The organism is Paenisporosarcina sp., assembly GCF_049671445.1.
Taxonomy (GTDB): domain Bacteria; phylum Bacillota; class Bacilli; order Bacillales_A; family Planococcaceae; genus Paenisporosarcina.
On the sequence record NZ_JBATUX010000109.1, the window covers coordinates 42076 to 68423 of the forward strand.

Sequence of the window (26348 nt, forward strand, 5' to 3'; positions counted from 1 at the left end):
CTTACATCCCTCCTTTTCTTTATTATGAGAAAAGAAATCCGCATTTTACAACTTTCAATGGGCACAATGCTGCTTTCGTTTATTAAATTAGCATAGATAACACAAAACGAGGAAATGATAAGGTGATTTTTAAACACTGGAGGTTACATATATGAAAATAATAGTATTAACTTTTGCTGTGCTTTTTAATTCCTTCTTTCAATCAACACTACCTTCTGAAACGTCAAATCAAATAATACAGACTTCTAAAGATGAGAAAGAATTCTCCGATGAAGTTCTCTTGAACACTACCCGTAAGTTAACCCGAAAAATAGAGAATAAACTTCAAGAGGAGAAAAATATAGACTTAGCAGCAATAGGAATCAGTTACCAAATTAAAGAAATCCGAATTCGAGTAAATGGTAACAAACAGTATCTAAATAAAGTGGAAAAAGACGTGAAAGAAGTAGCAAATGAATTAGCACAAGAAACTATTTTTAAAGATTATTCAGTTGCAGTTAATCTTCAAAAACCTTCAAGTGCCACTAAGGTCAAAACAAATGTAAATTCACTTGAAAAAATTTTTTTAAATATTGGGTATAAGGAAGTTAATAAAGCACTGCAAGAAAGTAAAGATTATTTTAAGCGTGATATTGCATTGCCAACACAACTACCTCCAGTTACTTTCACTCACAACTTTGGCAGATTTAATCACTCTTTTGGAAAAGAGAACGATCAACTTGAAATAACCTATATAAATGAGAATGTCGGACAAAATCATTATCAAATACGAGTTAAGTCAGTACAGTACAAGTTAGAATTTAGTGATGAAAAAATTGATCACACCATAAAATTAAATGATGGAAGTGCAGCAATTTACAGTACCAAATTACCCCTAGATGTATTAGTTTTCGAAAAACATGAGTGGCAATATACATTATTGGTGGATAAGAGAATCTCAAATACAGTTACAAAAGAAGTATTAGTCGATATAGCAAATTCTATTAGATGATTAAGCAAAATCAGTCGTTATTCCTACTCTTTCCCCTACAACCGTCGTGCCAGCATTAATTTTAACGAAAGAAGTGACACCCATTTATCAAAAAAGAAAACGACCGAAGATGCAATTTCGGTCGTTTTTTACATTCTTTATTTCTCTCTAGTATTTACTACAAATTGACAGCAAATAAATACTAAAGAGGCTAGTGTGTATAACCTATCTGCAAGAAAGTCGATGCATGATCCTATTGTTCAGTGTTATTTTCCTTTTGTTTCAGATAGTTTAAATATACATCTCTATCTCTCAAATAATTAACAGTAACACGCTTCGCTGCTATCTCCTCAGCTTCGGGTACAAGAACTGAAAGTTTCTTTTTAATATCAATTAGTAAGAATAACCCTTTAAACAAACACCCAACGACAATACCGAAGGCAATAATACCACCAATTAGTGGACCCATAATAAATAGGAAATATCCTAAAGTCATTGATAAAATAATTAACCATATAAGATTCATTGGGAATCCCCTTTAATCATATTGTATTTAACAATCGTGTTTCGGAGCTTTTCAATTGAAATTATCAATTTTACTTAAACGGATCGGTTCCTTTAGGATGATGGTTGCTCGGACTGTCTAAAAAACTCTTTTACTCCATCGCAGCAAGAATATTTTCTTGGATCATAACCACTTCAGTTTTCAAATCGATTGGTCGGAAATCTTGGTCAATGCATTCATTCCAATATGCCAAGTGCTGTTTATCGATATCATGATGTGAATCTTGAACCTCAATTCCACCTTTGCCCTGAACAGAATACCAGTAAAGATACTCAACCCCTTCAATCTCTTCTCGAAAAATCGTCTCTATGTACATCTTTTCATCATTAAGTGTCAATAAAACACTAGACATATTTTCATTTAGAAGCTTCATCCATTGGTCAACTGCTTCTGTTTTACCTTCTTTAACCTTAAATCTTGTGAGTTCTACTGTAGGTGACATTTCATTTCCTCATTTTCTATATTATTTGAAAATAGCCTTACTTATTAGTAACGCACTAGGTGTAATGATATTAATTTAAATAGCTAACGTCATAATAGAGTTTAGATCTTTGAATCCTAATTTCTTATATATTTCTTTAGCATAATTAGTGGCAAATACATTTAATCGAACTTCTTCATAGCAGATGTTTTTAATGTACTTATTCCTTCTTGTATAAACTCCTTTGATATCCCTCTACCTCTATATTCTGGTAAAACATAAATATCATAAATGAAACCAAATTTCTTATCCGAAAAATAATCCGTATTTTCACCGAGCAAAATCCAACCCGCTATTGAACAATCTGCATTTCGATAGACTAAGTAAAAACCACCTTTACTTAATATGCTTTCAAACATACTAATTGCTTTTTCTGCACTTAGTGCTTGCTGAGCACCTTCACTTGCAGATTCAGCAGCCCTAGTCGATATGAATTTTATATCTTTTTCTGTTGCTCTCTCAATCATAAGCATTCCACCTTTTTCCAAAAGCATAAAATGTAATTCGACAAGCAGTTTAGTTTTCCCTTCACCAACCCCGTTTTACTCAATACATAATTTCAGACGAAAAAAAGAGCTGTTTCTGAGCAGCTCAATGATTTTCCGGTACCACTTCGATTTATGAAAAGAAAAGCTAAAGGCGCCTTATAGATCGACACTGACACTGTAATAAACATACCTTATTGTTTTAAGATTATTTTAGTTCCCTTCATAGTAGGGAGGCATAATGCCCTTTTCACCTGTAGCGGATAAAGTTCCACGTTCTACTTTAAAGGATGATGACCAAAACCCAGTTACCGTTCCTTGTCTCCAGTTTTCCTTAAACTTAACAATATAAATTTCATCATCTATTTCAATTACATCGGTCTCTCTTTCGACCTGAAAGCCATCTATTGCACCTTGCCATTTGCCAATTTTCTTAGGGAAAGAATCTTCAATTGTTCCTTCTCCATCTGTAGCAAATTCAATCGCATCTTCTTTTGTAAACGGAGGCATAGGTGGAGAAATTAATTGAAAATAACCCCAACATAAGAACAGTGAAATAATCGGTAAAACAAATAGTATTTTCACACTCGTACTGTTTAATTCTCTTTTAAATAACCATCTATCTATACATGCGTATAATAAGGCAGCTAACACGCCAAAAAAGGCTAGAGTCTTTTCTTGAAAAAATACACCATTAACTAACCCGAAAATACTGTGCAGTACAATATAAAGCCAATCGTGCTGTTGAAACCATTTTCTTTGCACAAATTCTATGCATACAGAAACCAAATTACCATATATCAAGATAATTACACCTATATACAGAAAGTAAATAATAAACCAACCTATAAAATCATTTCCTTGGTTATAAACACTATCTAAATCATTTCCACTCTGGTTTCCAAAAGCTAACATAATCGAAAAGATAATTGTAGCAACAATCGTAGTAATTAATTTTCTCATAATAAGACTTATTGTTTTATTTTGCATATTTCCTCACTTATGATATGTAGTTTTTACAACTTTAGGTTAAGGGGGAAGCTTGCTTGGTTCAGTTTTTAAATCTATTTTATAAGCTATTTACATACTTATCCTTGATGATTTTCACATGATGAAGTTCATGTCCTGCAATAATGTATGCCAAAGCTCTTAATGAAATTTCGCTGTTGTTTGCAATCCCTTTTCTAGACCAAACATCCTCAGATATACTTCGAACCAGTGAAACTGTGGATTGTCTTACGGCTGAAAAGTCTTTAAGTAAATCTGGTAATGAGCGGGAATGAAATGCAGCTTCGTTTACATACGTCTCATCATCATAACCAGCAAGTGGACTTTGGTCTCCTCTTGCTATGCGAAGCAATCTGTAACTCATGATGCGTTCCGTATCTGTGATATGACCAATTACTTCTTTGAGCGTCCATTTCCCTGTTGCATACCGATAGTTTGCCTGTGTTTCTGACATGTTTGAAAGGAATGCAGTTGTGTCCTTAATCTGCTTGATAAGAGTATCTTCTAAAGAATCTTCAGGAACTAAATCAATATACTTTTCAAAATATGAGGGGAATTCTTCATTAGTTGGTTTTGTCCACATTGAGTTTCCTCCTAAGTTCTATTTTAATTAGTGAAAAATTCATTAAAGGATTAAAAGCCACTTATCGTCTTTATATATGGCGATTTCTACATTAACAATAAGCAAAAATCCCACTCCTAAATGAATGTTGGTCCACGTTATTTATTGATATACAACATAACCTCATCTATGTATTTTTCTATAGGTTTTCCAGAATCGACTTTAAGACATTCGAGGTCTAACGGTTTTTTACTTTTATTCACCCATTCCATGAATGCCTTCTCAGAGGGAACCTGTTGAATTTGGCTAATCATAGGTGTTCGATTTTTTATTCTACGTTCAATTTCATGGATTTCATTAAGATAACATTCCACATATTTGTATGTTGCCTGATATTTCTCTGTCATACTTATGCCCTTTTCCACCATTTCTGTATAAAAGCATGGGCTATCTAATATGGTGCTTTGGCCTTGAGACAAATGAAAATCGATTAATGACCAATCGATATCGTAGGCTATTTTACCAGCAGCATTCGAATCGATATTATCTGTATCTAATGATTTTAATAATGCAGATTTGACGATATCGTGGTCAATAATGACAGCACCTGTTATTTTTGAAACTTGTCGAGCAAGAGTTGATTTTCCCGAACCCGGAAATCCAGACATTTGAAGAAAAAACATAAGATGCACTTCCCTATAACATTCTATGTAATTATTGTTTATTAAATTTAGATGTGCACTTGAGAAATGATTGATCCCAGTAACTAAATGCATGTCGGTTTGGTGTTATATGAAATAAAACCTAATCCCAAAAATTAAAGATTACATCTCCAACTCTCCTAGGTTTCCAATAGAATAATTCATGTAATTCAGCGTCGTTTAATTCATTGTCGTTGCTTAAAATAACTTTACCCCTAACCTTTTTAAACACTACTGTTTCATTCAGTTCCATTGAACTCAACACACAAGAAAATGAACTAAACATTCTAGCTAGGTGCTGATTATCAACAAATCTTATACTTCCATATTCAACTGAAGAAGCAAAAGCAATAAAAGAATAACTACTATTGAGTAAGATATAAAAATAGACATCGAAAATCTTTACATTTACTTTATAAAAGTTAGTTGCTACTTTCAGTTCTCCAAAAGACAAGACTTCTCCGCCATTCTCCGTGACCAAAGCAAAACAAATCTTTTTAAATTGCTTTCCATCAACTGTTGGAGCAGGATTACCTTTTTCATCACTAAATCCCGTTACTCCGTTCAAAAGATACATAAGGAAACCTACAATCTGTTATTATTTTTTGCTATTTGAAAAAGTGAGTACCTATCAATATTAGGACACATCTAATTGTATCCGGAAGTTTACCTAGCCCTCTTCTTCCCTCATATTATATAGTGGTCTTGTCACTTGTTATTTTCGACAATTCTTCTTCAATTCCGTTCATTATGGCAAATGCTCCTTCGGACTTGTTTGAGCATACAACCAGCTTGAATGAAGAATCAGGATAATAAGCTGAATGAAAGCTAACTCCAGGATCATAGCCCATAATATGGTACTTCGATATCAGGTTTCCATATTTCTTTATCCATACTCCATAACCATAAAAACTATCTTCTTTGACTTGGGTATGATCAGTGAGTAACTGAATGGTGAGTGCTTTGTTTATCAGTCGATAATTGATTAGGGCTTCCCAAAACCTCGACATATCAGTTACTGTAACAAATGCTCCACCATCCGACCCACCTTTTACTGGTAAAGAATAAATATTCGTTTTCCATGTCCCATCAGCATTATCAATGTAACCTAGCGCAACTTTCTTCGGGAGAGAGTCAAAAGCAAAATACCCTGAATCCTTCATGCCTGCTACTTTAAAAATATTTTTCTGAACATAGTCAGTAAAGGCAAGACCACTCGCTTGTTCGATTATCAAACCTAACAAAATATAACCTGCATTATTGTAGTGAAAACGTTCACCCACTGAAGATTTCATGTTTTTATTTTGGAATAAAGGTAAGAAGTCTTTCAAACATCTAATGTGATACATTGGATTATTAATCCACAATTCTTCGAAATCATCCATTACTTCTTCATCAAAATAATCAGGTATTCCAGAAGTATGAGTTAGCAACTGATGAATCGTAATCGTTTCGTCAAAATGCGGAAACTTTACATTTAGGCTGTCTCTTAAAGTAGAGTCAAAGGAAATTTTTCCTTCCTCTACAAGCTGACAAATTGCGATTGAAGTGAAGAGCTTACAGCCTGAAGCTATTCCAAACCTAGTGTCTGTTTGATTTTTAATTTGTTCAGCACGATTCGCGTATCCGTAGCTTACATCTACTAAAACTTGGTCTTCATTTTTAACAAATGCTGTCCCCGAGAACTGATTATTACTTTGCAAGTTATGTATTTTATCAATAATGTTTCGTATCATTTGTATTCCCCCATTTAGAATCATCTCCTGCAACAAAACAGTATGAAATGAAAAACCCGTTTTATTGTGCTTGAGTGGGTGTCCCTTGATGGAAAAACATTTTCCATTTGCCATCACTGAATTTCCATATGGAACTACGCAAAGTATGTTGCATTTTTATTTCGTTATATATTCGGTAAGTGGTTAACACTGTGTTGGTAGAAAGTTGATGAATTTCAAAATTACTTAATGTCATCTTTACTACGCCATTACCATCTACCTCAATTCCATTTTTGTACCATACTGTTCCGGAACTTCCAAACTCAAAAAAATCGCTCGCAAGTAAATTTGTAAGTTCTTCACGTGAACTTCGTATTTCAGGTAACAATAATTTTTCTTCTAGCTGTAATAGATGTTCTTTTAAATGTACTTGATCAGACATTATTTATACCTCATTTCATAAATTCGATGCATCCAAGGGTTTAGCCCCCTTTACATTATTCTACATGTACAGATATTTTCCTTTTTCTTCAAAAAACATTATATAATATAAGAAATCAATTCAAAGAACGACATGACTAATAGCTAGTGTAAATCGAATTTATTAAGTAAATGAGGGGCTCATAATGTTGGAATGGATAGCGATAATTACCATGTTAATTGATCATATTGGATATGAGTTTTTCCCAGGTGATCTAACTTGGAGAACCATAGGAAGAATTGCATTTCCTATTTACACGTTCCTGTTAGTGAGGGGGTTAACATTAACGAGAAATAGGTCTACCTACTTTAATAGATTAGTCGGTATTGCCGTATTAGCACAAATTCCTTTTACGCTCCTATTCGAAATCTATACACTAAACGTAATCTTCACCTTATTGTACGGAGCGAGTGCTGTTGTACTGTATGAAAAAGTTAGTAGGATTTGGGGAATTTTCATTCTCGTGATATTAGGTCTCATCATGTTACCTATTTCTGATTTTACTGACTATGGTATTTATGGATACTTACTGTTTTTACTTTATTATTTTCTGAAAGAAAAATCAGTAGCACTACTAATAGGTCATATCATTTTAGACGTTTTATATAGCCTGAATTATTTTGGTTTTTGGCACTCTATACAATCATTTAGTATCTTTGCCACAATCATAATAATTTTTAAAAATTACCTACCTAAAGTAAAAATTCCAAGACTTTTCTACCGAGCTTTCTACCCCGCTCACTTGTTGATTTTGTATCTCTTATCATTATTGATTCATGGATAAGGCTGAAGCGTTGTTTTAATACAAAAAGAAAAAGATATCACAAAGACAGCTTAGAGATCCTTATAAGACCCTGCATAATAAAACGTCTTTTATTCGTAGTGGAAAAATTCTAGATAGATACAACTTAAATGTGAAAAATAATAATGTATCCTACTTAATAAATCAAAGAATAACTGAATGGAGTTCTTTTTATCAACGATAATTACAGTTATATTTGTTTATCAAGAAAACGCATAAATTTAAGTTGGGCTTTTTCACTACGAATAATTTTCTTAACTCGTATTGTGCTTTGTAAATAGCCTCTAACATGTCTATTTACAAAAAACATACTGTGGTATTTCTCTTCGTCATATATCGTTTTAAACCACTCTAGTTTTTTTAACCGCTCAATATTCCGGTCAATTTTTCTCGTATTTAAAGAATTATCAACATTAATTCCACCTAGCAACCCTGCAATAATATCCACTAGAAAACTTAACACAACCTCACCTTTTCTTTGCTACCTATTTAAAATTAAATATGCATTTTACTTTGAATAACCTAATACGTTTCCAACAATACTCTCTATGGATAAAACCCCAAAATATCTACTATCTACACCTCTCGAACCATTGTCCACTAAAACATAAACCGTGTTCTCAACAACTTTTACAGGATCAGTTGTAGTAGCAAAGTAATCTTTATCATCCTCTTCATTTCCTCTATTGACTGGATCAACTCTTTTAAAATATTCTTCTTCGTCCATACCTGTTTTTAATGTTTGGGCATAAAAAGCCTCTAATTTTTTATCGTCAATATATACTTGACCACTTTTCATTTCAACCGTTTCTCCCGGTAAACCCACTACTCTTGCTATATAATAATCAGGCATTTTGAATTCAGGATTGCTCTCTATTCTAAAGCTAGGCGATTTAAAGTAAATGACATCTCCGCGTTCAATACTTGAATAATCTAGGCCAACTACTAAGTTACTGTGAGTCAAAGAATCATAATCATGATTTCCGCTATCCATGTTATCTGAAGTCCATTCTATTAATATCGAGTTTTCCGGAGGTTCAACAGTTTCAACTTCTTGTTTTGTATTAATATCTGTAATTGTTTCTATTTCCTGAGTTTCTTTAGACAGTGTTGTGTTTGGATTTCCTTGATTGAACAAGTTCAATTCTTCTCCCATGAAATAAGCACCAAAGCCTAAAAACCCAACAGCTATAGTTAAAGTTAAGAAATTTGGAATCAAATTAATCCTAATATGTTTTTTTGAAATACGATTTCGGACATTTATTTTACTTTCCTCAGTAAATTTTTGGCCTTTAAAAACTGTATTGTCCATAGCAGCGCGCAGATTAGTCAGTTTATTCGTCATTGATATCACTGCTTTCTAATAAAGTTTTCAACATGGCTTTACTTCTTTTCAATCGAGTCTTTATGGTATTTGGATTGGTTTTCAATAATTCACTAATATCTTGAATAGACAGGTTTTCATAATAGTAAAGAATAATCACTTCTCTATACTTAATGGACAATGACAAAACACCTTCGGAAACTAATTCTCGTTCATCCTTTTTAATTGATGTATGTTCAGGAGATGGCTCAGGAGAACGAAGAATTGCAAAAAGGCTATTATTTACAATGACCCGTTTTAGAAGTGAACTCTTCAACACATCTTTGCAACGATTTACGGTAACACGGTAAATCCATGATTTAAACGAAATGATTTCCGGTATTGTTTTGTACATTTTATAACATGTGACAAACACATCTTGAACCACTTCCTGCGCTTTTCCCCAATCTTTAAGATAACTAAAAGCCAGTATCGTCAATCTGTCCCCATATTCGTTCATTATTTCTTCTAACCATTCATCCTGTTTTGTTTCAGAAGTGGCCTTACTCTCGATATTGGTCAGCTCCATCCATTCACCTCTTTTTTAATTACACCTAAGACGAGATTGAAGCATTCAGAGTTTCAATTTGTTATATTTGCATGAAATAAAAATAAGGATTTAACACTGCATGTTAAATCCTCGTTGTTATCTACTTCGATAACTCAAAACCATCTAATTTTTGTTAAGACTGTTTCCCTTAAAAAGCTTATCATGCAGCTTTTTAACGGCTCGGATATAGGTTTTGCATGAAAGTGACGGTTTGGACAATTAAGGCCTTCATGACATCTACATCAATATCTGAAACTTTATTAATGTAAACACAAGATTTCCCGGACGTATGTTTTCCAAGGTCTTTTAATAATTCACCTCGTATAGCTTCATCTGTTGTAAAATACAAACTGATCTTTGCTTTGCGAGGCGAAAAACCAACAAGTGCAGCATCGCCTTCATGTCCAGAGTCGTATTTATAGTGATATGATCCGAATCCAATAATACTTGGTCCCCACATTTTTGCCGGAAAACCTGTCGTTTCAGTAAAAATATCTAACAATTTATATGCGTCTTCTCGCTTTTTTAGATTTTCAACGTTTTCAATAAACTCTATGACACTAGATTCAGTTTCCTCCGTTTTTAGTTCGTACATAATAGAATCTCCCCTTTATCATCATTTTTATTTTCAGTCAAACAACAACGAGCTATTTTAAGATTAATTCCTAAACGATAATCCTCTGTCATTAAGAGCAAGTCGAATTTGTTCAAGTGCTTTAGGTCCCATACCATGTAATTTCAAGACCTCAACTTCACTCAGTACAGTGAATTGTTCAAGTTTTACATAGCCAGCGCCCTCGAGTGCTCTTCGTGCTGGCTTCGCTAATTCAGTTGGAAGGTCACTTTTTTTACTACTGTCATTTAATGACATCTTTCGCTCTCCATTCTATTCAATCTAAAAAAGTTTAATTCTTTGAAAAGAGTTATCGCTTTTGATAAATTCCGTTTCTGTTCTTCTCTCAATAGGTTCCCTTAAGTGATCAGCAGTTGCTAAAACATTCGTAAGCCCTTCCATCATTGCTTTAGCGGATAAAATTAAAATTGATATAAATAGGATTGGGATGAAGGATATCCACGGATAAGAAGTCCATAAATAATCCCACCACATCCCTAACAGTCCAGCCCATTCGTTTGAATTGGAGAGTTGTTTTGTGTAACCAAATAAATCTCCTCTTCTAGTAAATCCACCAATAAAAATACCCAATACAGCTAAATGTGACATCAGAATCAAAGTTTGTATGAAATCTCTTAAAAAGATAATAGCTATTTGAGGAACTAAAAAGAGTTTTATATGTTTTGAAACTATACGCCAATTACTTGCCCCAAGTGTTCTTGAACTTTCAATAAACTCTTTGTTGTAAATAGCTTTAACTTCATTTGCTATTAAGATAGAATTTGTTGGAATAAAAAGCGCAGCCAATACAACTAAAAAAAGGACAATCCTATTCCAATATGGTAGAGGTTCAGGGCCCCTCACTAATACCCCATCGATATCATATACGATAACTTCTTGGATTAGAATCACATTCAAAAGCAAGAATGCCAACAATGTGATTGGGAAGTAATTTAATGCATCTGCAATCGATTTAAGTGGTCGTTCAATCTTCTGAAGAAAGAAATGAATGAATAAACCGATCCATATGGATGGGAAAACACGTAAAAAAGTAATGATTAATGTTGCTGCAATCGTATACTTCGTACCAACTATCATCACAATTAATAAATCTCGACCAAAGTTGTCTGTTCCAAAAGGAGGAAATATTTTCATACTATATGGAGCTGGAAGAGGTTTTCCACTGCTATCAAATAGTAATGGTGATGTGGGTATACGGTCGTTAAATATGAAAAAATAAAGAATACTGACTAAAAGCATCGAGTTAATGATGAAAAATCCTGTTATAAACAGCTTATTTAAAAACAACCGTTTCATAATGAACATTTATTTCACCATTCCAATCTTTGGCCAGTATTTTTTTCAATCAGAGTGGTAATAAGTGCGTATAAAATGAACACGGGAAGAAAAAACATAATTAAGGTGAATGCAATTACATTAGGATTTGGATAACTCGTAATGAATGTAAATATTCCATAAACATTGAATAATTTTTCGAAAATTACCATTGAGGATAATAAATAGAGAACTATCGTTTTACTATGACTAAACAGACTAGGTACTATATTTCTTAATACATGAGAGAAAAAAATATAGCTTTTGTTAAAGCCTTTGCTTTTGGCTAATTCAATGTATGGCTTTTTCCACTCTTCATTTACTAAATGGAGGTTAATCCTATAAATCATAAAGGACGGAATTAAAGCCAATGAAAAGATAGGTAAGAAATAAGTATTGTTTTGTGAAGAGCCCGCAACAGGAAATAATAAGGTCCCTGTTTGCTGGAAATAATAAATCACTGTAAATTGAATAACGATAATGATGAATAAATCTGGCAATGATTCCAACAAAGAAATAATTTTGGATACACCTTCATTTAATTTTTGTGGAAGTAGAATCGTTACATAAGTGATGAACAAACCAATGATCATCGAAATACATATTGATGAGAGGAAAATTATTAGGGAGTAAATGTAATAATCCCAAAAATTAATGAAAATTGAATACTGACGGTTAGTTGGACCTAAAATTAATAGATTTTCAGGAAAAACCAAGGATTTCACAATGTGAAGTATATTTTCCAAAAACAATATGGCATCAAGCTGGATCCCATTAGTAAATAACCCGACAAAAGCGCTTATCAGAATAATGCCAATTACAACAAATAAAAAACGTGTCAATACAGTAAAAGTTGAGCTCATAAAAATCCCTCCATTAACGCATAAACCAAAGATATACATTTAAAGTTAAGATTACCATATACACCTTTTAGAAAATAGACAGATAATAACCAAGAGCTATCTTTGCCAGAAAAAACTATCTTTGAAGATATTCGACCTATAACTTCCAAATCCTCCCTCAAATAATTTGATTCATATAATAAACAAAACATGCATGAAATAAAGCAAAAGGTTAGATGTAAATGCAGTCATACTTAATTTTTCATTTTTTGGAGAACATATGAATCAAGAGGTGATAATATGGCAAAATTACTTCATATCCTTGTTATCTTATGTTTGATTTCCCCATCCATTATCCATGCAAATGTAGAGCCGACCGATCCAAGTGTGAGAGTAGCATTTATTAAGGATGGATTTTTGTGGATACAAGAAAATGACAAACTAGAAGTACTGACCGATAAAAAAGCAGTGTACTCTAATCCTCCACAGTGGTCTTTCGACGGGAAGATGCTTCTTTATCAAAAAGAAGTGACAGAAACCATCAATGAAAATAAGGAAATGCAAAATGAATTATGGGTTTATGACATAAAGACAAAAAAGCATTCCAAAATCTTCTACGATGGATATAATCCAAAATGGGCACCACACGAAAATATTGTGGCATTTCAAAGTGGCCCCGTTCTAAATATATCTGACCTAAACAGCTTTTATAATATCGCTCTAGGAGTAAGCGATTATGAATGGCAGCCCGATGGAAAAGGTTTTATTGTTTCATCTAGTGCTTCTCTTCGCCCAGATGGATGGACTAATCCGATTCTTTACACCATTTCAATAGAGAAAGGTTATCGAAACATCAAAATTCCAACAAAAATTGTAAAGAGGTTTTTTGTAATTCCTAAAGAAGTAGGAACGGGTGAAATTAAAATACCTTCGATTACCGCAAGTTCAATATCTTTCTCGCCTAATAAAAAATGGATATCCTTTATTGTGTCTCCTACTGCTTCATGGGCGATGGATAGTGAGATGCTATGTGTGATTTCTGTAGACGGTAAAGAGTTTACTGTAATTGATGAGCTTGCCTTCGGATTCCCACCAAAGTGGGCTTATAACCATGATTTCCTAGGGTATATAGCGGGCGGAGGACGCATTGTATTTGGTTTTAAAAATAAAAATTTAAAAGTAACGGAACCACCTGCTTATTATACTTTCGATCTTACGCCTAAAACCTATGCGGAACTGGATTTTACTTGGGTTGATGATACCTCGCTCATTGTTTCGAGGGTTACTGAAAGTGAATGGTCAAATGATGCGAATAAGCGACCGAAACCTTCATTATATTTTTTGACACTAACAGGAGAAAAACAGATGAAAATAACGACACCTCCAAAAGATCAAGTAGATTTCAATCCCATTTTCTTACCTTCAATAAATAAATTAACCTGGTTAAGAAAAAGTGATATTGTCTCTGGAAAAGGGGATTTGTGGATAGCTGATTCGGATGGAAGAAATGCAAGAGTATGGATACACGATGTTGAGGAATACAGCTTTTTTCCATCAATGTAAGTTGGCTGTCGTAACTTTAGTCCCAACAAAAAATCCCACTTGTCTAAAAAGACAAATGGGATTTTTTGAATGTTATATAAGTGTCTTTGCTTTCACAATTTGCAATCGTACTTGGTCAAATCCTGTTCCACCTAGCGAATTGCGTCGCTTAACTGCGGATATTGGTGACAATACGTCAAAAATATCTTCTTCAATTAAGTTGCTAGCTTCTTGTAAGTCTTCAAGTGTTAGATCCAATAAGAAAATCTTACGTTGAATACAAAGGAAAACAAGCTTCCCTGTGACTTCATGTGCTTCACGGAACGGCATGCCTTTCGTCGCTAAATAATCTGCGAGTTCTGTGGCATTTGAAAAGTCTTGATGTACCGCTTCATTTAATCGTTTCCTATGGACCGTCATCGTGCGAACCATACCCTCGAAAATTTGTAATGACCCATTCAAGGTTTGAACCGAATCGAACATGCCTTCTTTGTCTTCTTGCATATCTTTGTTATACGCGAGTGGTAAACCTTTTAGCGTGGTCAACAAACTAAATAAGTTTCCGTACACACGACCTGTCTTGCCACGAATCAATTCCGCCATATCAGGGTTTTTCTTTTGTGGCATGATGCTTGAGCCTGTGGCGAACGCATCGTCGAGTTCAATAAATTGAAACTCTTGGCTCGACCACAGGATGATTTCTTCAGCGAAACGAGATAAGTGCATCATCACAAGTGATGCATTACTTAAAAATTCCACGATGAAATCACGGTCACTCACGGCATCCATGCTATTTTGGTACACTTGCTCAAACCCTAAATAATTGGCTGATTTTTCACGGTCAATTGGGAATGTCGTACCTGCAAGTGCACCGGCACCTAGTGGTGATATATCAATCCGTTTTAGCGATTCTGACAAACGTTGCTGATCTCGCTCAAGCATCCAAAAATAGGCCATTAAATGATGAGCAAATGAAATAGGTTGCGCACGTTGTAGGTGCGTATAACCAGGTGTAATGGTTTCGACATGTTGCTCAGCTTGATTAACTATGGCTTTTTGAAACGCTTTGATACTGTCTATAATTTCAACTACACGATGTTTTAAAAAGAGGTGCATATCTGTCGCCACTTGGTCGTTACGGCTACGTCCAGTATGCAGCTTCCCTCCAACCGGACCGATTAAATCTATCAGTAGCTTTTCTAAATTCAAATGAATGTCTTCGTTTGCAACTTCAAAAACCAATTCATCGTTCGCTGCCTTTACTTTCAGCTGCTCAAGACCACCTAAGATAGCTGTAACGTCATCTTGCGGTAAAATTTTGCAATCACCGAGCATTTTTACATGCGCTATACTTCCCGTTAAATCTTCCATAACGAGCTGTTGATCAAAGCCAATGGATGCGCCAAATTCATCGACCCACTGTTCAGCAGACTTTTGAAAACGACCTCCCCATAGCTTCGTCATACAGTCACCTTCTTTTCTCCTTTATTAACCATTGCATGTACTTTTGTTGGTAGACCCCATAACTCAATGAAGCCGACTGCAGATGCATGGTTGAACTCATCATTTGTAGAATATGTTGCAAGTTTTTCATCGTATAAAGAATTGGGAGATTTACGGCCTTCTACGATTGCATGCCCTTTAAATAATTTCACACGTACTACACCATTTACATAGACTTGAGTTTCTTTTAGGAATGCTTCAAGCGCAACTTTTAATGGAGAGAACCACAAACCTTCATAGATTAGTTCCGTTAATTTTTTCTCAACTACTGGTTTAAAATGAGCTAACTCTTTTACCAGCGTAATGTCTTCAAGCTCTTTATGTGCAAGCAGTAAAGTGTGAGCTCCTGGCACTTCATACACTTCACGCGATTTAATACCAACTAAACGGTTTTCAACATGATCGATACGACCCACACCATGTTTCCCAGCTACTTTATTTAACTCTTCAATCAGTTCAGCTAATGAATATGCAACACCATTTAGTTCGGTTGGAACCCCTTGATTAAAGGTAATTTCAACGGTGTCAGCTGTATCTGGCGTGTTTTCCAGAGCTACTGTAATATCATACGCATCTTCTGGAGGTGTAGCCCAAGGGTCTTCAAGAATTCCACATTCATTGGCGCGGCCCCATAAGTTTTGGTCGATTGAAAACGGACTATCTAAATTGACTGGAATTGGAATGTTATTTTTCTTAGCATAGGCAATTTCTTCATCACGTGACCAACCCCATGCACGTACTGGAGCAATTACTTCTAATGATGGGTCAAGTGCATTAATGGATACTTCAAAACGAACTTGGTCATTCCCTTTACCTGTACAGCCATGTGCTACTGCATGTGAACCCGTTTGATGTGCAATTTCAACTAATTTTTTTGAAATAAGTGGACGAGATAATGCAGAAACGAGTGGATATTTGTTTTCATACCAAGTATGAGCTTGAAGAGAAAGTAATGCATATTCATTTGCAAATTCATCTCTTGCATCAATCATATAACTTTCAACAGCGCCGACTTGAATTGCTTTCTTTTTAATAAATTCTAAATCTTTACCTTCCCCAACATCTAGACAAACAGCAATTACATCATAACCTTGTTCTTTTAACCACGGAATTGCCACTGACGTATCTAAACCACCTGAATATGCGAGAACTACTTTTTTATTCATATTTCATTCCTCCTAAGTGTATGTTTATTCATCTTTTATGAATTAATATACACGAATCATAACATGGGATAAAAATGTAATCAAGTGTATTAACATACATTCATTAAAGTTTAACTATTCAAAAAAAGAGTTGCCAAATTGGCAACTCTCTACATCGATTATTTTTTTGTGAAAAAATCTCTACCTACACGTTCGATAATTCCTGGCGCCATCCCGTACACTTTACTCGAAATGCCCATATACCACGGTAGATTCACTTCACGAACTGGACGATTCATTACACGAACAACCGCATTTGAAACTTCATCTACGGATAATAGAAACTTCTTCAATGAGATTTTATATGTTCCAGTTGAATCAGCTAAATCTAAAAATGGTGTATCGATGGGTCCTGGATTAATCGTTGTTACATGAATACCAAGTGGTTGTACTTCCATTCGCGTAGCATTGGCATAACCAAGTAGTGCATGTTTGGTTGCTGCATATACGGAAGCTTTTGGTGTAGCTATTTTCCCTGCCTGTGACGCAATATAGATGAGATGTCCTGATTTACGCTCAATCATATGCGGTAAAATCCTACGCGTTATCTTCATAGGTGCCGTTACATTGACACGCATCATTTGTTCAATTTGCTCATCAGTTGTGTCGTGAGCTAATGCAAATGTGCCAACCCCTGCAGAAAACACAACAACATCTAACGCAGGACATTGATCGAGAACTAGATCGATTGAATCCTCAAAAAGCAAGTCTGCTTCAATTGTATGAATGCCGAGTTCTGCAAGTTCAAGAAGGACTTCTTTAGAACGACCGGTTGCATAAACACTGTATCCTTTTGCATGAAGATCTTTAGCAACTTGTAATCCTACACCACTGGTAGCTCCCGTAACGAGAACCGTTTTAGGATTGTGCATATGAAAACACTCCATTTTGATCGCGTGATTCAATTGCTAGTCCTTCTGCAAGGAGATAATCAACTTGTCCAATGGTTTCTGAAAGAGTCAATCCTAGTTCTTTTTCATAGACACTTGGGAATAGTTTCTGTGTAATTTCATAAATCGTCAGTGGTTGTTGTTCAATCATTGCATGTACTTTCATTGCACGTTCATGCTGTCTTTGTAACCGATGCACAATCAAATCATGTACATTATAGACTTCATTTCCATGACCACTATATATTTTCTCAACCGGCATGGTTAACACTTTTCTTAACGATTCGTTGTATTGAAGCATTGCCTGTGGCCGTCCAGCACTTGGATCTAATGGAGGCTCAATTAAAGGGTTAGACGAAATCTTCTCTAAAATATGGTCGCCCCCAATCATTTCTTTATTCTCTGCATGCCAAAACGATACATGGCTTTGCGCATGACCCAGTGTTTCAATGACACTCCAACCTGGATGTCCTGGAAGTAAATCCCCTTCTTCAAGTGTTACATCAAGCGGACGATTGCCGAGAAAAGACACAGGGCGTTTCATTTTCTCTACCCACGAGTGATATTTTTCAGGAACGCCTTCTTCTATTAAGCGCTCTAAATAAAATTCATCGTGGTACGCAAAAAATGCAGGATCGCGTGTTAACCATAAATCATTGTAGACATGTCCATATACTTTAGCTTGTGGAAAAGCATCAATCCAGCCGGCATGATCAGGATGATGATGAGTCAAAAACACTTGTTCTATGTCACTAAATGAATAACCCGCTTCTTTTATTCCTCGCTCTAATGCTTCATATGCTTCAGGTGTTTTAGGACCTGCATCAATTAATGATAAAGAATCTCCTTTTAACAAATAAGCATTTACGTCTCCTACTGCAAATGGTGTAGGTAAAATTAGTTTGTGTATCAATTGGCATTCTCCTTAAAATGAATCACTATTCACTCATTGTACAAGTTTTCTTGGTTGTCGTCACCTTTTCACGTAATATCGAGTATAGTAATTAGGAGATAATTGGTTAGTTGCAACGAAATCAATAAAGTTGCAACGAAACAGCAAAAGTTGCAACGAAATCCAAGAAGTTGCAACCAAACTCCAAAAGTTGCAACGAAATCATGTTTAACTCGAAAATGATAATTGCATTCTTCTTTAGTTGACAATTCTTTATCAGTAAGTCTATAATTTCAATAATTTAGAACGTTCAAGCTTTGATGAAGACTAGTAATTGTGTTGAAGGAATTTAGAGAGTGTGTTCACCGGCTGAAAGGCACACTTCCCGCTCGCATGATGAACCTACTTTGGAGCTGCCATGAAAACATGGCCGTGCCTTCACGATATGAAGGAATAAGTTGTGCTCACTAGTTGAGCAAAACAAGGTGGTACCGCGGAAACATGCGTTTTCGTCCTTTTATTAGGACGGGAGCGCATTTTTTTATGCAGTAAAATAGATAAAGGAGGAGTATCAATGAAAACGATTGTATTTGTTGGAGCGGGTTCCATGGCGCAAGCGATGATTCATGGCTGGATGAAAGAGGCAACAGTTTCCCCGGAAAACGTTTATGTCATGAACAAATCAGATCAAGAAAAATTGGCTTCTCTGAGCAAAACATATGGAGTACAGCTCGTTTGTGAAAATAGAGAAATCGTCAAAACAGCTGACTTGGTTATATTGGCGATGAAACCAAAAGATGTCCAAGCGGGTATGAGCTCTATTGCTCCATACTTACCATCAACTGCTGTAGTCTTGTCCATACTTGCAGGTGTGCCAATGGATACCATTGAACAAGGGCTTGGTAAACGTCCTATTGCCCGTTGTATGCCAAACACTTCCGCTACCATTGGGATGTCAGCTAGTGCGGTAGCTTGGAATGAAAAAATGGAAAGTCATGATAAAACGGAAATTATTGAACTACTGAAGACTATTGGATCAGTAATCGAAGTAGAAGAAGATGAACTGCACGTGATTACAGCATTGTCTGGAAGTGGACCTGCTTATGTTTATTACTTCGTTGAAGCATTCGAAAAAGCAGCTGTTGCAAGTGGGCTTTCACCTAATGTAGCTAGAAACTTGCTGGTACAAACAATCGCTGGATCAGCAGAGATGTTGAAACAATCAAATGAAACTCCATCCATACTTCGTAAACAAGTGACCAGTCCAGGTGGGACTACAGAGGCTGGCATTGAAGCGTTACAAGATAGTGGATTCGCTGATATGCTTGCACGCTGTTTACATGATGCTGAAACACGTTCTAGAGAACTTGGAAAACGTTATATTTAATAAACTTTACGCACAAAAAGGACCGAATCGGTCCTTTTTGTGTAATTTATAGCGTGTTCGAAAATTAGTTTCCCTATTGGAAATTCAATTTTCTCATGACATATTTTTAGCGTAAAAAATCTCATCCATTTCTTTTTTAAGCTTTTTCGTAATGGAAATCTTCTCTTCTTCTGATAACTGGTCTTCTGTATAGCCAAATAAGTAGTTATTTAAATCAAACTTCTTTAACTTACATTTTGTATGGAAAATGTTTTCTTGATAAACATTTACATCGATCATTTCAAAATTTTCTTCTAAATCTTCAGGAATATAGTTTTGAATGGAATTAATATCATGATCGATAAACAACTTATGACCCTCTACGTCTCTTGTAAAGCCGCGAACTCGATAATCCATGACCATTACATCCGTCTCAAACGAATGAATTAAGAAATTTAACGCTTTTAAAGGTGATATTTCTCCACACGTTGAAATATCAATATCAGCACGGAACGTACTAATACCTTCATCGGGGTGATATTCAGGATATGTATGGACAGTAATATGACTCTTATCTAAATGACCCACAACAGCTTCTGGAAACGGACCTGGTGACTCTTGAAAAGATTCAATAGGCGATTCATCAACGGGACCTTCTGATACTAGGATGGTTACACTAGCCCCTTGTGGTTCATAATCTTGCTTAGCAATATTTAAAATATTAGCTTCGATTATGTCAGTCACTTTAGTTAGAATGCTTGTTAAGCGCTCTGCATTATATTGATCATCAATATATTTTATATAAGCTTCACGTTCTTCTTTTGTTCGCGTGTAGCATATATCATACATATTAAAACTTAAAGACTTAGTCAGGTTATTAAAACCATGTAATTCAATTCGTTGCTTAGGAGTTAAACTCATTATTGGAATCCCCTTTGTCTACTGAAAATATTTTTTGGATGCTCTTCATGGTGTATTTTATATTTCTTAAATATAGAAATGAAAAGAAACAGTATTTTTCTGTCTCCACTATCTCTATTTTCCCACAATACCCTTGTTATGAAACATCAAATATCGACAATTATTCTTATCAATCTTCAATGGTGGACATAACCTCATGATAATTAACCATATCATAATTATTAGAATGGAGGCAACTTGCCTATTTTTAATTAATTTTGAAGTTAAAATTAATGGTTTGAAAAAAACTTAATTTGCCACTTTGAGCATGAGATGCGCTAAGTTTAGGGCAAGTTGTTATACTACTAAATATACATACAAGGAGGAGTTAATTTAATGGCTAAATTATTTGATGAATATACAATTAAAAATGTAACCTTTAAGAATCGTATCGTGATGGCACCTATGTGTCAGTACTCGAGTCACAACAATGATGGCCAAGTAGAAGATTGGCACCGTGTCCATTATCCAACTCGTGCAGTTGGCCAAGTTGGTCTAATTATTTTAGAAGCGACAGCTGTTCAACCAGAGGGTAGAATATCACCGCAGGATTTAGGCATTTGGAGTGATGATCATACTAAAGGTTTAAAAGATCTCGTTAATTTAATGAAAGTAAATGGTGCAAAAACTGGGATTCAACTTGCTCACGCAGGAAGAAAAGCAACAGTGGATGGTGATATATTTGCCCCTTCCCCTCTAGCGTTTAACGAGCATTATAAAACGCCAAACGAAATGACAAAAGAAGATATTGCAAATACAGTAAAAGCCTTTAAAGAGGCAACAGTGCGTGTAATAGAAGCAGGCTTCGATGTAATTGAACTTCATGGTGCTCATGGTTATTTAATAAATGAATTCTTATCTCCATTAACTAATAAGCGTACGGACGAGTACGGGGGCAGCGAAGAAAATCGTTATCGCATGCTACGAGAAACGATTGATGCAGTACGGACGATTTGGGAAGGACCATTATTCGTTCGCATTTCTGCTTTCGAATACACTGAGGGTGGATTGACGCCTGAATCTTTTGTTACCATGACGAAATGGATGAAAGAACAAGGCGTCGATTTAGTCGATGTAAGTTCAGGTGCAAATGTTCCTGCTACAATTGATTCTTACCCCGGGTATCAAGTGAAATTCTCTGAAACGATTAAGCATGAAACACCGATCGCCACTGGAGCAGTTGGGATGATTACGTCTCCACTACAAGCAGAAGAAATCTTGAAAAATGACCGTGCAGACTTAATTTTCCTAGCACGTGAATTACTTCGCGATCCTTACTGGGCTTACCGTGCAGCTAAAGAATTACGAACAGAAATAAAATCGCCCGTTCAATACGAACGTGGTTGGTTGTAAGATTTCTGCTACTAAAACAAAAAGGACCGATTTCGGTCCTTTTTTCATGTCTAATTTTCTTACAAATCTATCTAGCTGTAAATGCATACGTTGACATGGGTTTGATCGTTTTTGTACTAATAGCAGATTCTAATAAGTTTATTTGAGATTTAATAAGAGTAGCCATTTTATGAGGCATATTTTCAACTGTCTTAAGCTCATCATTGAAATTGGTTAATACTTGTTCAATTTCCCATTTCCCATCCTGTAACTCGGGGGAGTTTATCGATTTTTCAGCTACGATCGTCCATCCCGTACTTTCAGTAATTTTTTTAATATCCTGAGGAGTAAACATTGTACGAACATTTGAAAGGCTAGTCGTTTTAAAACATTCATATTGTGCTTGTATAAGTACTGATAACAAGTGAGGGTATTGTTCAACAGATTGAATTCTAGTATCCCATTCTGCAAAACATAACTTAGTCCCCCATTTCCTCAATTTCTTCAATATGTTATGAAGTTCTTCCGCTGATTTCATGTACCACGAACTATGAGATAAAACGATCAAATCAAAATGGTTTTCAGGGAATTCGATTTTCGGTGATAATATATCCGTATCAAAATCGATCTTAATTCGATTGCCGATTGGTGATTTTGTTAAATAGTTAATAGACTCACCTAATGTTAAAGGGCTTCCATAATCATGTGACGCTATATCAACTCCATGGACAACTCCTGTTTCTCCAACTAAAAATGCTAAAACCGCAGTTGTGTCTCCTTGTCCGCAGCCTATTTCTAACACCTTGTCACCTAACTTAATATCCCAGAATTCAGCAAGTTTTAATCTGTGCTGAGACTGTATCATTTGAATGTCGGAATCGCTAAAACTTGGCGGCATACAATCAATGATTTTCTGTGCAATATTTGGATTCATTATTTCCCTCCTGATAAATCTAATTAATTATTCAATGTACGTAACATAATAGTTTTATTCCGCAGGGCATCCAATGAAAAATATTTGTTATCCTAAATTTGTAAAGACCAGATATCCTATTTCTATTAATTATTAACTGGACAGTTTTAACTAATTTCTATTGGAATAACGTTAAAGACTGAATCACCAGGACTATTACATATATTCAATTCTCTTAATGTGAAATCCTTCTAGTAAACTTTTTTACCGTATTTAAAAGGAAAGGAGAAAATAACTTTTATATCCAATAAAAAACCACTCTACAATGAGAGTGGTTTTTTAAGGGATGTTCATTTTGTTTTAATTTATTTCTGAAGATACAAGATAGGCCTCTAATATGTATCTCTCGGGAGCAGCACCTATAAAATCAAATGGGTAACAAGTGCTGACCGTCAGAACCGCACGAGGTTTAGGTACAATCACAGTCCGATCATCTTCATCAACAATGCGGACTTTCATTACTTTATAAGTAAAGATTCCAGCAGCAGTAGTTACTTGCAGCTCATCGCCCTTGCCTACTTTACCTAGATTTCTAAATACTGTATCCCTGTGACCAGAAAGAACAGAGTTGTCTTTTTCCCCAGGTAGTACACTTTCCTTAAAATGACCAACACCCTTTTCCAATTCATCTTCATTCGTTCCATGAAAAATAGGAAGTTCTGATTCAAGTTTTGGAATATAAAGAGTGCCTATTTCCTCACCCATTTTTGGTCTTTCAGGATAGAGAAGTTTCTCTTTTTGATGACTCTTCGGAGTGGGTGAAGAATTTTTCGAAACTTTAGTTATAACTTCTGTCTCTATTTTTTTTCCAGCAAAAATGCCTTTGGAAAAACTACTAATATTATTGTATAACAACCATATACCCACAAACATCACCAGGATTGCAAAAGAAAGAAGAAAAGCCTTCTTCGGCATTCTTCTTTCTCTTTGTTGGAGTTTTGGCATTATGAAACTCTTACTCTTCTGTAAAGGAATATTCCCATTCCGATTAACGCTAACCCTGCCAAAGCACCATCTAGGTTATTGGAGTCTGTAACGGGGAGTTTACCACCTTTAACCGTTTTAACCTTAGTTGGGTTTTTAGCAACTACAGGTGAATTTGGAGAATTTGGACTCTTCACTTCTTCTTTAACTGTGTCAGTTACTTCTTCGACATTAGTAGGAATCTCTTTAATCTCATCTGAAGTAAGCTTTACATCTGCTAAAAGCATACCGTTTAAGTCAAACAATTGAATTAACAAATAATCCCCGTCTAACACTTCCATTTGCATTAATTCTGCAGCAGAAATTTGAGTTTTATTGTCGCCTTCAACAATGTAAAAGCTTGCTTTCATTTTGAAAATCGACATAAGTTCATCAAAAGCTAATCCTACTTCTTGGATTTGTTCTTCAGTAGGATTCTCTGGATCAATAACCATCATTCTATCAGCAATAGACATAAGTCTTTCGCCAACTTCAGGAGAGCTTAATTCTTCTTCTAATGATAAGAGATGGTTCATAAGATTTTCAATTTCTTCATCCGTTACATCAATTTCTTTCATTAATCCATCAATATCTAAAGAAATATCGTCTAAATCAGGCATTTCACCTTGGTCCTCAAAATTCAATATGGCAAAGTATAAGTCATCTACATAAATGAAATTTTCAAGTGCTTCTCCATTTTCATTTAACAAGTCTTTTAGTTGAAGCTCATCCATTTCGAAATCTTCGTATATAGGTCCTAAGTTACTGTTATCCGATTTAATGACCTCGCCCAAGTATTCTTCTAATTCCTGAACATTTTCAAAATCTTCTAAATAGATTAGTGAATATTCTTCGAGATATGTAACAAAGTTATCCTTAGATATAGGATATCCTCTTTCTCCACTTACTACTGTTAAATAAGCTGTTAAATCGTCATCATTTACCTCAGCAAATGTGTTCGTTGGAACAAAGTAAAATGCTAAAATTACAGCCACTACGCTTACTAATATCTTCTTCATTATTTCCTCCTAATATTGACATATTACATATCTAAGTTTAAGTTATTCCAAGATAATTACATGATACTTTAGAACTATCTTTCGGTTAATAAATTAGTAGATTTAACCATTATTCTATGTATCTATTTACATAACTCCCGAAAAATATTTCCAAACTAATTTCCGTATTTTTTCTTGCACCTCATACTGGATTACAATAACTGCTATTTTGTTCTTATCCCATCTATTAATATTTAACTTTGTTAGGATATTAAGATGAAAAGTTAACACTATTGTTCATATAAATTGTTTACTAAATCTATACTAATTACTTTTTCAAAATTTATTTTTCAAATTCAATTACTTGGTTAATTAGTTTTACATCTTCTTGTTTATTTAGGAAATCAGTTAACTTCTTTACAGCGGTTTGATCTAAGTTAAACGTTGCATTGCCATCTGGAAGAAGTCGTTGGATATAGCCTTCTCCATTAGAAGTAATCCATAAATGATAATTTTTCTCTTCACTTTCGTTTAATAGCATTGAAAATGATAACAAAGGTTTAGTGATAATTATTTTCTCGCTCTCCAGTTCTTCTGCATGATTTACCGCATTCACAAATGTATTGATACTATCTTTATCATCGGTATTAATCAGCGTATCTTGTTGTTCTTTTGTTACTTCCCAATAGGATAGGTTAATTTGTTTTACATGCTCTATATCATTTCCACAAGCAGTTAATACAAATAGAACAATCAAAAACATTAATGCCTTCTTCGTTTTAAGCATTCTCAACCTTCAGCTCCCTAATTTCTGATTTAAGGTTATTCGCATCTTCATCCGAAATTTCTACGGTGTTTGAAGATGATTTCTTTTCTGGATTGTAGTCCTAAAATCACTTCATACTTCAAAGAATTCTCTAGATCACAAAATTCTTCTAAATGAAAAACACCATTTGTCATAATCAAATTTCTCTTCATAAAAACGATGTGCTTCTGTTCTTTGAACTCCAGATTCAAGCGCAACAAATTCGGCACCATTTTCTAATGACCATTGATGAATATATCCTAATAAATTTTCCCCATACCCTCTGGAACGATGAGAGGAATCTGTAATTAAATCATATATATAAACATGTCGTTTATTATAAAAATTTGTTCGTATGCAAAATCCTGCTAATGAAACAATTTGTTCATTGATAGAGAATGCAAAAAGTCGATATCCTTCCTTCCTCATTTCTTTAAGTAAATTCA

Annotated in this window: 30 protein-coding genes, 1 pseudogene and 1 other annotated feature; of the genes and pseudogenes, 5 read left to right on the forward strand and 26 right to left on the reverse strand. The window is 34.9% G+C overall.

Going from position 1 to position 26348, the window contains the following annotated elements:
- Nucleotides 1-151 precede the first annotated feature (151 nt).
- A complete protein-coding gene (locus WBG45_RS13460; RefSeq protein ID WP_424415332.1) occupies nucleotides 152-991 on the forward strand; it encodes a hypothetical protein in 840 nt (279 codons plus the stop codon).
- A gap of 232 nt (nucleotides 992-1223) precedes the next feature.
- Here the strand turns inward: WBG45_RS13460 and WBG45_RS13465 are convergent, their stop codons facing one another.
- The 9 genes and pseudogenes from WBG45_RS13465 to WBG45_RS13505 all read right to left on the reverse strand — a co-directional run bounded on the left by WBG45_RS13465 (nucleotide 1224) and on the right by WBG45_RS13505 (nucleotide 6929).
- Entirely contained in the window at nucleotides 1224-1496 is a 273-nt protein-coding gene (locus tag WBG45_RS13465) for a hypothetical protein (RefSeq protein WP_424415334.1), read from the reverse strand.
- Between the two features lie 130 nt (nucleotides 1497-1626).
- On the reverse strand, nucleotides 1627-1977 hold the full coding sequence (locus WBG45_RS13470; RefSeq protein WP_424415335.1) for a DUF6176 family protein: 351 nt from the start codon (nucleotides 1975-1977) through the stop codon (nucleotides 1627-1629).
- Nucleotides 1978-2052: 75 nt separating this feature from the next.
- Nucleotides 2053-2483, reverse strand: a pseudogene (locus tag WBG45_RS13475) (GNAT family N-acetyltransferase).
- Nucleotides 2484-2714: 231 nt separating this feature from the next.
- On the reverse strand, nucleotides 2715-3464 hold the full coding sequence (locus tag WBG45_RS13480; RefSeq protein WP_424415337.1) for a hypothetical protein: 750 nt from the start codon (nucleotides 3462-3464) through the stop codon (nucleotides 2715-2717).
- Between the two features lie 106 nt (nucleotides 3465-3570).
- On the reverse strand, nucleotides 3571-4092 hold the full coding sequence (locus WBG45_RS13485) for a DinB family protein (RefSeq protein ID WP_424415339.1): 522 nt from the start codon (nucleotides 4090-4092) through the stop codon (nucleotides 3571-3573).
- Between the two features lie 137 nt (nucleotides 4093-4229).
- On the reverse strand, nucleotides 4230-4754 hold the full coding sequence (locus WBG45_RS13490; protein WP_424415341.1) for an AAA family ATPase: 525 nt from the start codon (nucleotides 4752-4754) through the stop codon (nucleotides 4230-4232).
- A 121-nt stretch (nucleotides 4755-4875) separates the two neighbouring features.
- The gene (locus WBG45_RS13495; RefSeq protein ID WP_424415343.1) at nucleotides 4876-5340 is read right to left on the reverse strand and encodes a hypothetical protein; all 465 of its coding nucleotides are present in this window, start codon (nucleotides 5338-5340) and stop codon (nucleotides 4876-4878) included.
- A 124-nt stretch (nucleotides 5341-5464) separates the two neighbouring features.
- Nucleotides 5465-6508 carry a serine hydrolase domain-containing protein gene (locus WBG45_RS13500; protein WP_424415345.1) on the reverse strand — a complete coding sequence of 348 codons (1044 nt, stop codon included), beginning with the start codon at nucleotides 6506-6508 and terminating at the stop codon, nucleotides 5465-5467.
- Nucleotides 6509-6569: 61 nt separating this feature from the next.
- Entirely contained in the window at nucleotides 6570-6929 is a 360-nt protein-coding gene (locus tag WBG45_RS13505; RefSeq protein ID WP_424415347.1) for a DUF4440 domain-containing protein, read from the reverse strand.
- A 184-nt stretch (nucleotides 6930-7113) separates the two neighbouring features.
- On the opposite strand from WBG45_RS13505, the gene WBG45_RS13510 reads away from it, so the two are divergent.
- Nucleotides 7114-7752 (forward strand): TraX family protein, encoded by a 639-nt coding sequence (locus WBG45_RS13510; RefSeq protein WP_424415349.1) that lies wholly within the window; start codon nucleotides 7114-7116, stop codon nucleotides 7750-7752.
- 208 nt (nucleotides 7753-7960) lie between these two features.
- On the opposite strand, the gene WBG45_RS13515 is transcribed toward WBG45_RS13510, so the two are convergent.
- The 7 genes from WBG45_RS13515 to WBG45_RS13545 form a co-directional block, all read right to left on the reverse strand.
- Entirely contained in the window at nucleotides 7961-8218 is a 258-nt protein-coding gene (locus tag WBG45_RS13515; RefSeq protein ID WP_424415351.1) for a hypothetical protein, read from the reverse strand.
- A gap of 60 nt (nucleotides 8219-8278) precedes the next feature.
- On the reverse strand, nucleotides 8279-9115 hold the full coding sequence (gene lepB, locus WBG45_RS13520; protein WP_424415353.1) for a signal peptidase I: 837 nt from the start codon (nucleotides 9113-9115) through the stop codon (nucleotides 8279-8281).
- Nucleotides 9105-9662, reverse strand: coding sequence for a sigma-70 family RNA polymerase sigma factor (locus tag WBG45_RS13525; protein WP_424415355.1), 558 nt, complete (start codon nucleotides 9660-9662; stop codon nucleotides 9105-9107). The genes lepB and WBG45_RS13525 overlap by 11 nt, the downstream gene beginning before the upstream one ends.
- A gap of 193 nt (nucleotides 9663-9855) precedes the next feature.
- A complete protein-coding gene (locus WBG45_RS13530; protein WP_424415357.1) occupies nucleotides 9856-10278 on the reverse strand; it encodes a DUF1801 domain-containing protein in 423 nt (140 codons plus the stop codon).
- A 63-nt stretch (nucleotides 10279-10341) separates the two neighbouring features.
- Nucleotides 10342-10554: a DNA-binding protein gene (locus WBG45_RS13535; protein WP_424415359.1), complete on the reverse strand. Its 213-nt coding sequence runs from the start codon at nucleotides 10552-10554 to the stop codon at nucleotides 10342-10344.
- Nucleotides 10555-10578: 24 nt separating this feature from the next.
- Nucleotides 10579-11451, reverse strand: coding sequence for an ABC transporter permease subunit (locus tag WBG45_RS13540; protein WP_424415361.1), 873 nt, complete (start codon nucleotides 11449-11451; stop codon nucleotides 10579-10581).
- A gap of 176 nt (nucleotides 11452-11627) precedes the next feature.
- Nucleotides 11628-12494 (reverse strand): ABC transporter permease subunit, encoded by an 867-nt coding sequence (locus WBG45_RS13545; protein ID WP_424415362.1) that lies wholly within the window; start codon nucleotides 12492-12494, stop codon nucleotides 11628-11630.
- A 279-nt stretch (nucleotides 12495-12773) separates the two neighbouring features.
- Between WBG45_RS13545 and WBG45_RS13550 the strand changes: the two genes are divergently transcribed.
- Nucleotides 12774-14036 (forward strand): TolB domain-containing protein, encoded by a 1263-nt coding sequence (locus tag WBG45_RS13550; RefSeq protein WP_424415364.1) that lies wholly within the window; start codon nucleotides 12774-12776, stop codon nucleotides 14034-14036.
- 72 nt (nucleotides 14037-14108) lie between these two features.
- Here the strand turns inward: WBG45_RS13550 and argH are convergent, their stop codons facing one another.
- The 4 genes from argH to WBG45_RS13570 form a co-directional block, all read right to left on the reverse strand.
- Entirely contained in the window at nucleotides 14109-15479 is a 1371-nt protein-coding gene (argH, locus tag WBG45_RS13555; RefSeq protein ID WP_424415365.1) for an argininosuccinate lyase, read from the reverse strand.
- Nucleotides 15476-16684 carry an argininosuccinate synthase gene (locus WBG45_RS13560; protein ID WP_024534605.1) on the reverse strand — a complete coding sequence of 403 codons (1209 nt, stop codon included), beginning with the start codon at nucleotides 16682-16684 and terminating at the stop codon, nucleotides 15476-15478. Before WBG45_RS13560 ends, argH begins: the two co-directional genes overlap by 4 nt.
- Before the next feature lie 158 nt (nucleotides 16685-16842).
- The gene (locus WBG45_RS13565) at nucleotides 16843-17595 is read right to left on the reverse strand and encodes an SDR family NAD(P)-dependent oxidoreductase (RefSeq protein ID WP_424415367.1); all 753 of its coding nucleotides are present in this window, start codon (nucleotides 17593-17595) and stop codon (nucleotides 16843-16845) included.
- The gene (locus WBG45_RS13570; protein ID WP_424415369.1) at nucleotides 17582-18526 is read right to left on the reverse strand and encodes an MBL fold metallo-hydrolase; all 945 of its coding nucleotides are present in this window, start codon (nucleotides 18524-18526) and stop codon (nucleotides 17582-17584) included. The genes WBG45_RS13565 and WBG45_RS13570 overlap by 14 nt, the downstream gene beginning before the upstream one ends.
- A gap of 287 nt (nucleotides 18527-18813) precedes the next feature.
- Nucleotides 18814-19025: a binding site (T-box leader), on the forward strand.
- A 54-nt stretch (nucleotides 19026-19079) separates the two neighbouring features.
- On the opposite strand from WBG45_RS13570, the gene proC reads away from it, so the two are divergent.
- Complete coding sequence (gene proC / locus WBG45_RS13575) at nucleotides 19080-19892, forward strand: pyrroline-5-carboxylate reductase (RefSeq protein WP_424415370.1); 813 nt, start codon at nucleotides 19080-19082, stop codon at nucleotides 19890-19892.
- A 93-nt stretch (nucleotides 19893-19985) separates the two neighbouring features.
- On the opposite strand, the gene speD is transcribed toward proC, so the two are convergent.
- Nucleotides 19986-20792 carry an adenosylmethionine decarboxylase gene (gene speD, locus WBG45_RS13580; protein WP_024534601.1) on the reverse strand — a complete coding sequence of 269 codons (807 nt, stop codon included), beginning with the start codon at nucleotides 20790-20792 and terminating at the stop codon, nucleotides 19986-19988.
- Nucleotides 20793-21167: 375 nt separating this feature from the next.
- On the opposite strand from speD, the gene namA reads away from it, so the two are divergent.
- A complete protein-coding gene (gene namA / locus WBG45_RS13585) occupies nucleotides 21168-22184 on the forward strand; it encodes an NADPH dehydrogenase NamA (RefSeq protein ID WP_424415373.1) in 1017 nt (338 codons plus the stop codon).
- 67 nt (nucleotides 22185-22251) lie between these two features.
- On the opposite strand, the gene WBG45_RS13590 is transcribed toward namA, so the two are convergent.
- The 5 genes from WBG45_RS13590 to WBG45_RS13610 all read right to left on the reverse strand — a co-directional run.
- The gene (locus WBG45_RS13590) at nucleotides 22252-23097 is read right to left on the reverse strand and encodes a class I SAM-dependent methyltransferase (RefSeq protein WP_424415374.1); all 846 of its coding nucleotides are present in this window, start codon (nucleotides 23095-23097) and stop codon (nucleotides 22252-22254) included.
- 339 nt (nucleotides 23098-23436) lie between these two features.
- Complete coding sequence (locus WBG45_RS13595) at nucleotides 23437-24081, reverse strand: class D sortase (protein WP_424415376.1); 645 nt, start codon at nucleotides 24079-24081, stop codon at nucleotides 23437-23439.
- Nucleotides 24081-25118, reverse strand: a complete 1038-nt coding sequence (locus WBG45_RS13600) for a processed acidic surface protein (RefSeq protein ID WP_424415378.1) — start codon at nucleotides 25116-25118, stop codon at nucleotides 24081-24083. Before WBG45_RS13600 ends, WBG45_RS13595 begins: the two co-directional genes overlap by 1 nt.
- A 322-nt stretch (nucleotides 25119-25440) precedes the next feature.
- Entirely contained in the window at nucleotides 25441-25884 is a 444-nt protein-coding gene (locus WBG45_RS13605; protein ID WP_424415379.1) for a hypothetical protein, read from the reverse strand.
- Nucleotides 25885-26019: 135 nt separating this feature from the next.
- A partial coding sequence (locus WBG45_RS13610; protein WP_424415381.1) for a GNAT family N-acetyltransferase occupies nucleotides 26020-26348 on the reverse strand: 329 nt, incomplete at its 5' end.

What these genes read in the sequence shown, in the direction of transcription:
- WBG45_RS13460 (WP_424415332.1), top strand. Translation starts at nt 152, where the DNA reads ATGAAAATAATAGTATTAACTTTTGCTGTGCTTTTTAATTCCTTCTTT.
- WBG45_RS13465 (WP_424415334.1), bottom strand. Translation starts at nt 1,496, where the DNA reads ATGAATCTTATATGGTTAATTATTTTATCAATGACTTTAGGATATTTC.
- WBG45_RS13470 (WP_424415335.1), bottom strand. Translation starts at nt 1,977, where the DNA reads ATGTCACCTACAGTAGAACTCACAAGATTTAAGGTTAAAGAAGGTAAA.
- WBG45_RS13480 (WP_424415337.1), bottom strand. Translation starts at nt 3,464, where the DNA reads ATGAGAAAATTAATTACTACGATTGTTGCTACAATTATCTTTTCGATT.
- WBG45_RS13485 (WP_424415339.1), bottom strand. Translation starts at nt 4,092, where the DNA reads ATGTGGACAAAACCAACTAATGAAGAATTCCCCTCATATTTTGAAAAG.
- WBG45_RS13490 (WP_424415341.1), bottom strand. Translation starts at nt 4,754, where the DNA reads ATGTTTTTTCTTCAAATGTCTGGATTTCCGGGTTCGGGAAAATCAACT.
- WBG45_RS13500 (WP_424415345.1), bottom strand. Translation starts at nt 6,508, where the DNA reads ATGATACGAAACATTATTGATAAAATACATAACTTGCAAAGTAATAAT.
- WBG45_RS13505 (WP_424415347.1), bottom strand. Translation starts at nt 6,929, where the DNA reads ATGTCTGATCAAGTACATTTAAAAGAACATCTATTACAGCTAGAAGAA.
- WBG45_RS13510 (WP_424415349.1), top strand. Translation starts at nt 7,114, where the DNA reads ATGTTGGAATGGATAGCGATAATTACCATGTTAATTGATCATATTGGA.
- lepB (WP_424415353.1), bottom strand. Translation starts at nt 9,115, where the DNA reads ATGACGAATAAACTGACTAATCTGCGCGCTGCTATGGACAATACAGTT.
- WBG45_RS13525 (WP_424415355.1), bottom strand. Translation starts at nt 9,662, where the DNA reads ATGGAGCTGACCAATATCGAGAGTAAGGCCACTTCTGAAACAAAACAG.
- WBG45_RS13530 (WP_424415357.1), bottom strand. Translation starts at nt 10,278, where the DNA reads ATGTACGAACTAAAAACGGAGGAAACTGAATCTAGTGTCATAGAGTTT.
- WBG45_RS13535 (WP_424415359.1), bottom strand. Translation starts at nt 10,554, where the DNA reads ATGTCATTAAATGACAGTAGTAAAAAAAGTGACCTTCCAACTGAATTA.
- WBG45_RS13540 (WP_424415361.1), bottom strand. Translation starts at nt 11,451, where the DNA reads ATGAAAATATTTCCTCCTTTTGGAACAGACAACTTTGGTCGAGATTTA.
- WBG45_RS13545 (WP_424415362.1), bottom strand. Translation starts at nt 12,494, where the DNA reads ATGAGCTCAACTTTTACTGTATTGACACGTTTTTTATTTGTTGTAATT.
- WBG45_RS13550 (WP_424415364.1), top strand. Translation starts at nt 12,774, where the DNA reads ATGGCAAAATTACTTCATATCCTTGTTATCTTATGTTTGATTTCCCCA.
- argH (WP_424415365.1), bottom strand. Translation starts at nt 15,479, where the DNA reads ATGACGAAGCTATGGGGAGGTCGTTTTCAAAAGTCTGCTGAACAGTGG.
- WBG45_RS13560 (WP_024534605.1), bottom strand. Translation starts at nt 16,684, where the DNA reads ATGAATAAAAAAGTAGTTCTCGCATATTCAGGTGGTTTAGATACGTCA.
- WBG45_RS13565 (WP_424415367.1), bottom strand. Translation starts at nt 17,595, where the DNA reads ATGCACAATCCTAAAACGGTTCTCGTTACGGGAGCTACCAGTGGTGTA.
- proC (WP_424415370.1), top strand. Translation starts at nt 19,080, where the DNA reads ATGAAAACGATTGTATTTGTTGGAGCGGGTTCCATGGCGCAAGCGATG.
- speD (WP_024534601.1), bottom strand. Translation starts at nt 20,792, where the DNA reads ATGAGTTTAACTCCTAAGCAACGAATTGAATTACATGGTTTTAATAAC.
- namA (WP_424415373.1), top strand. Translation starts at nt 21,168, where the DNA reads ATGGCTAAATTATTTGATGAATATACAATTAAAAATGTAACCTTTAAG.
- WBG45_RS13590 (WP_424415374.1), bottom strand. Translation starts at nt 23,097, where the DNA reads ATGAATCCAAATATTGCACAGAAAATCATTGATTGTATGCCGCCAAGT.
- WBG45_RS13595 (WP_424415376.1), bottom strand. Translation starts at nt 24,081, where the DNA reads ATGCCAAAACTCCAACAAAGAGAAAGAAGAATGCCGAAGAAGGCTTTT.
- WBG45_RS13600 (WP_424415378.1), bottom strand. Translation starts at nt 25,118, where the DNA reads ATGAAGAAGATATTAGTAAGCGTAGTGGCTGTAATTTTAGCATTTTAC.
- WBG45_RS13605 (WP_424415379.1), bottom strand. Translation starts at nt 25,884, where the DNA reads ATGCTTAAAACGAAGAAGGCATTAATGTTTTTGATTGTTCTATTTGTA.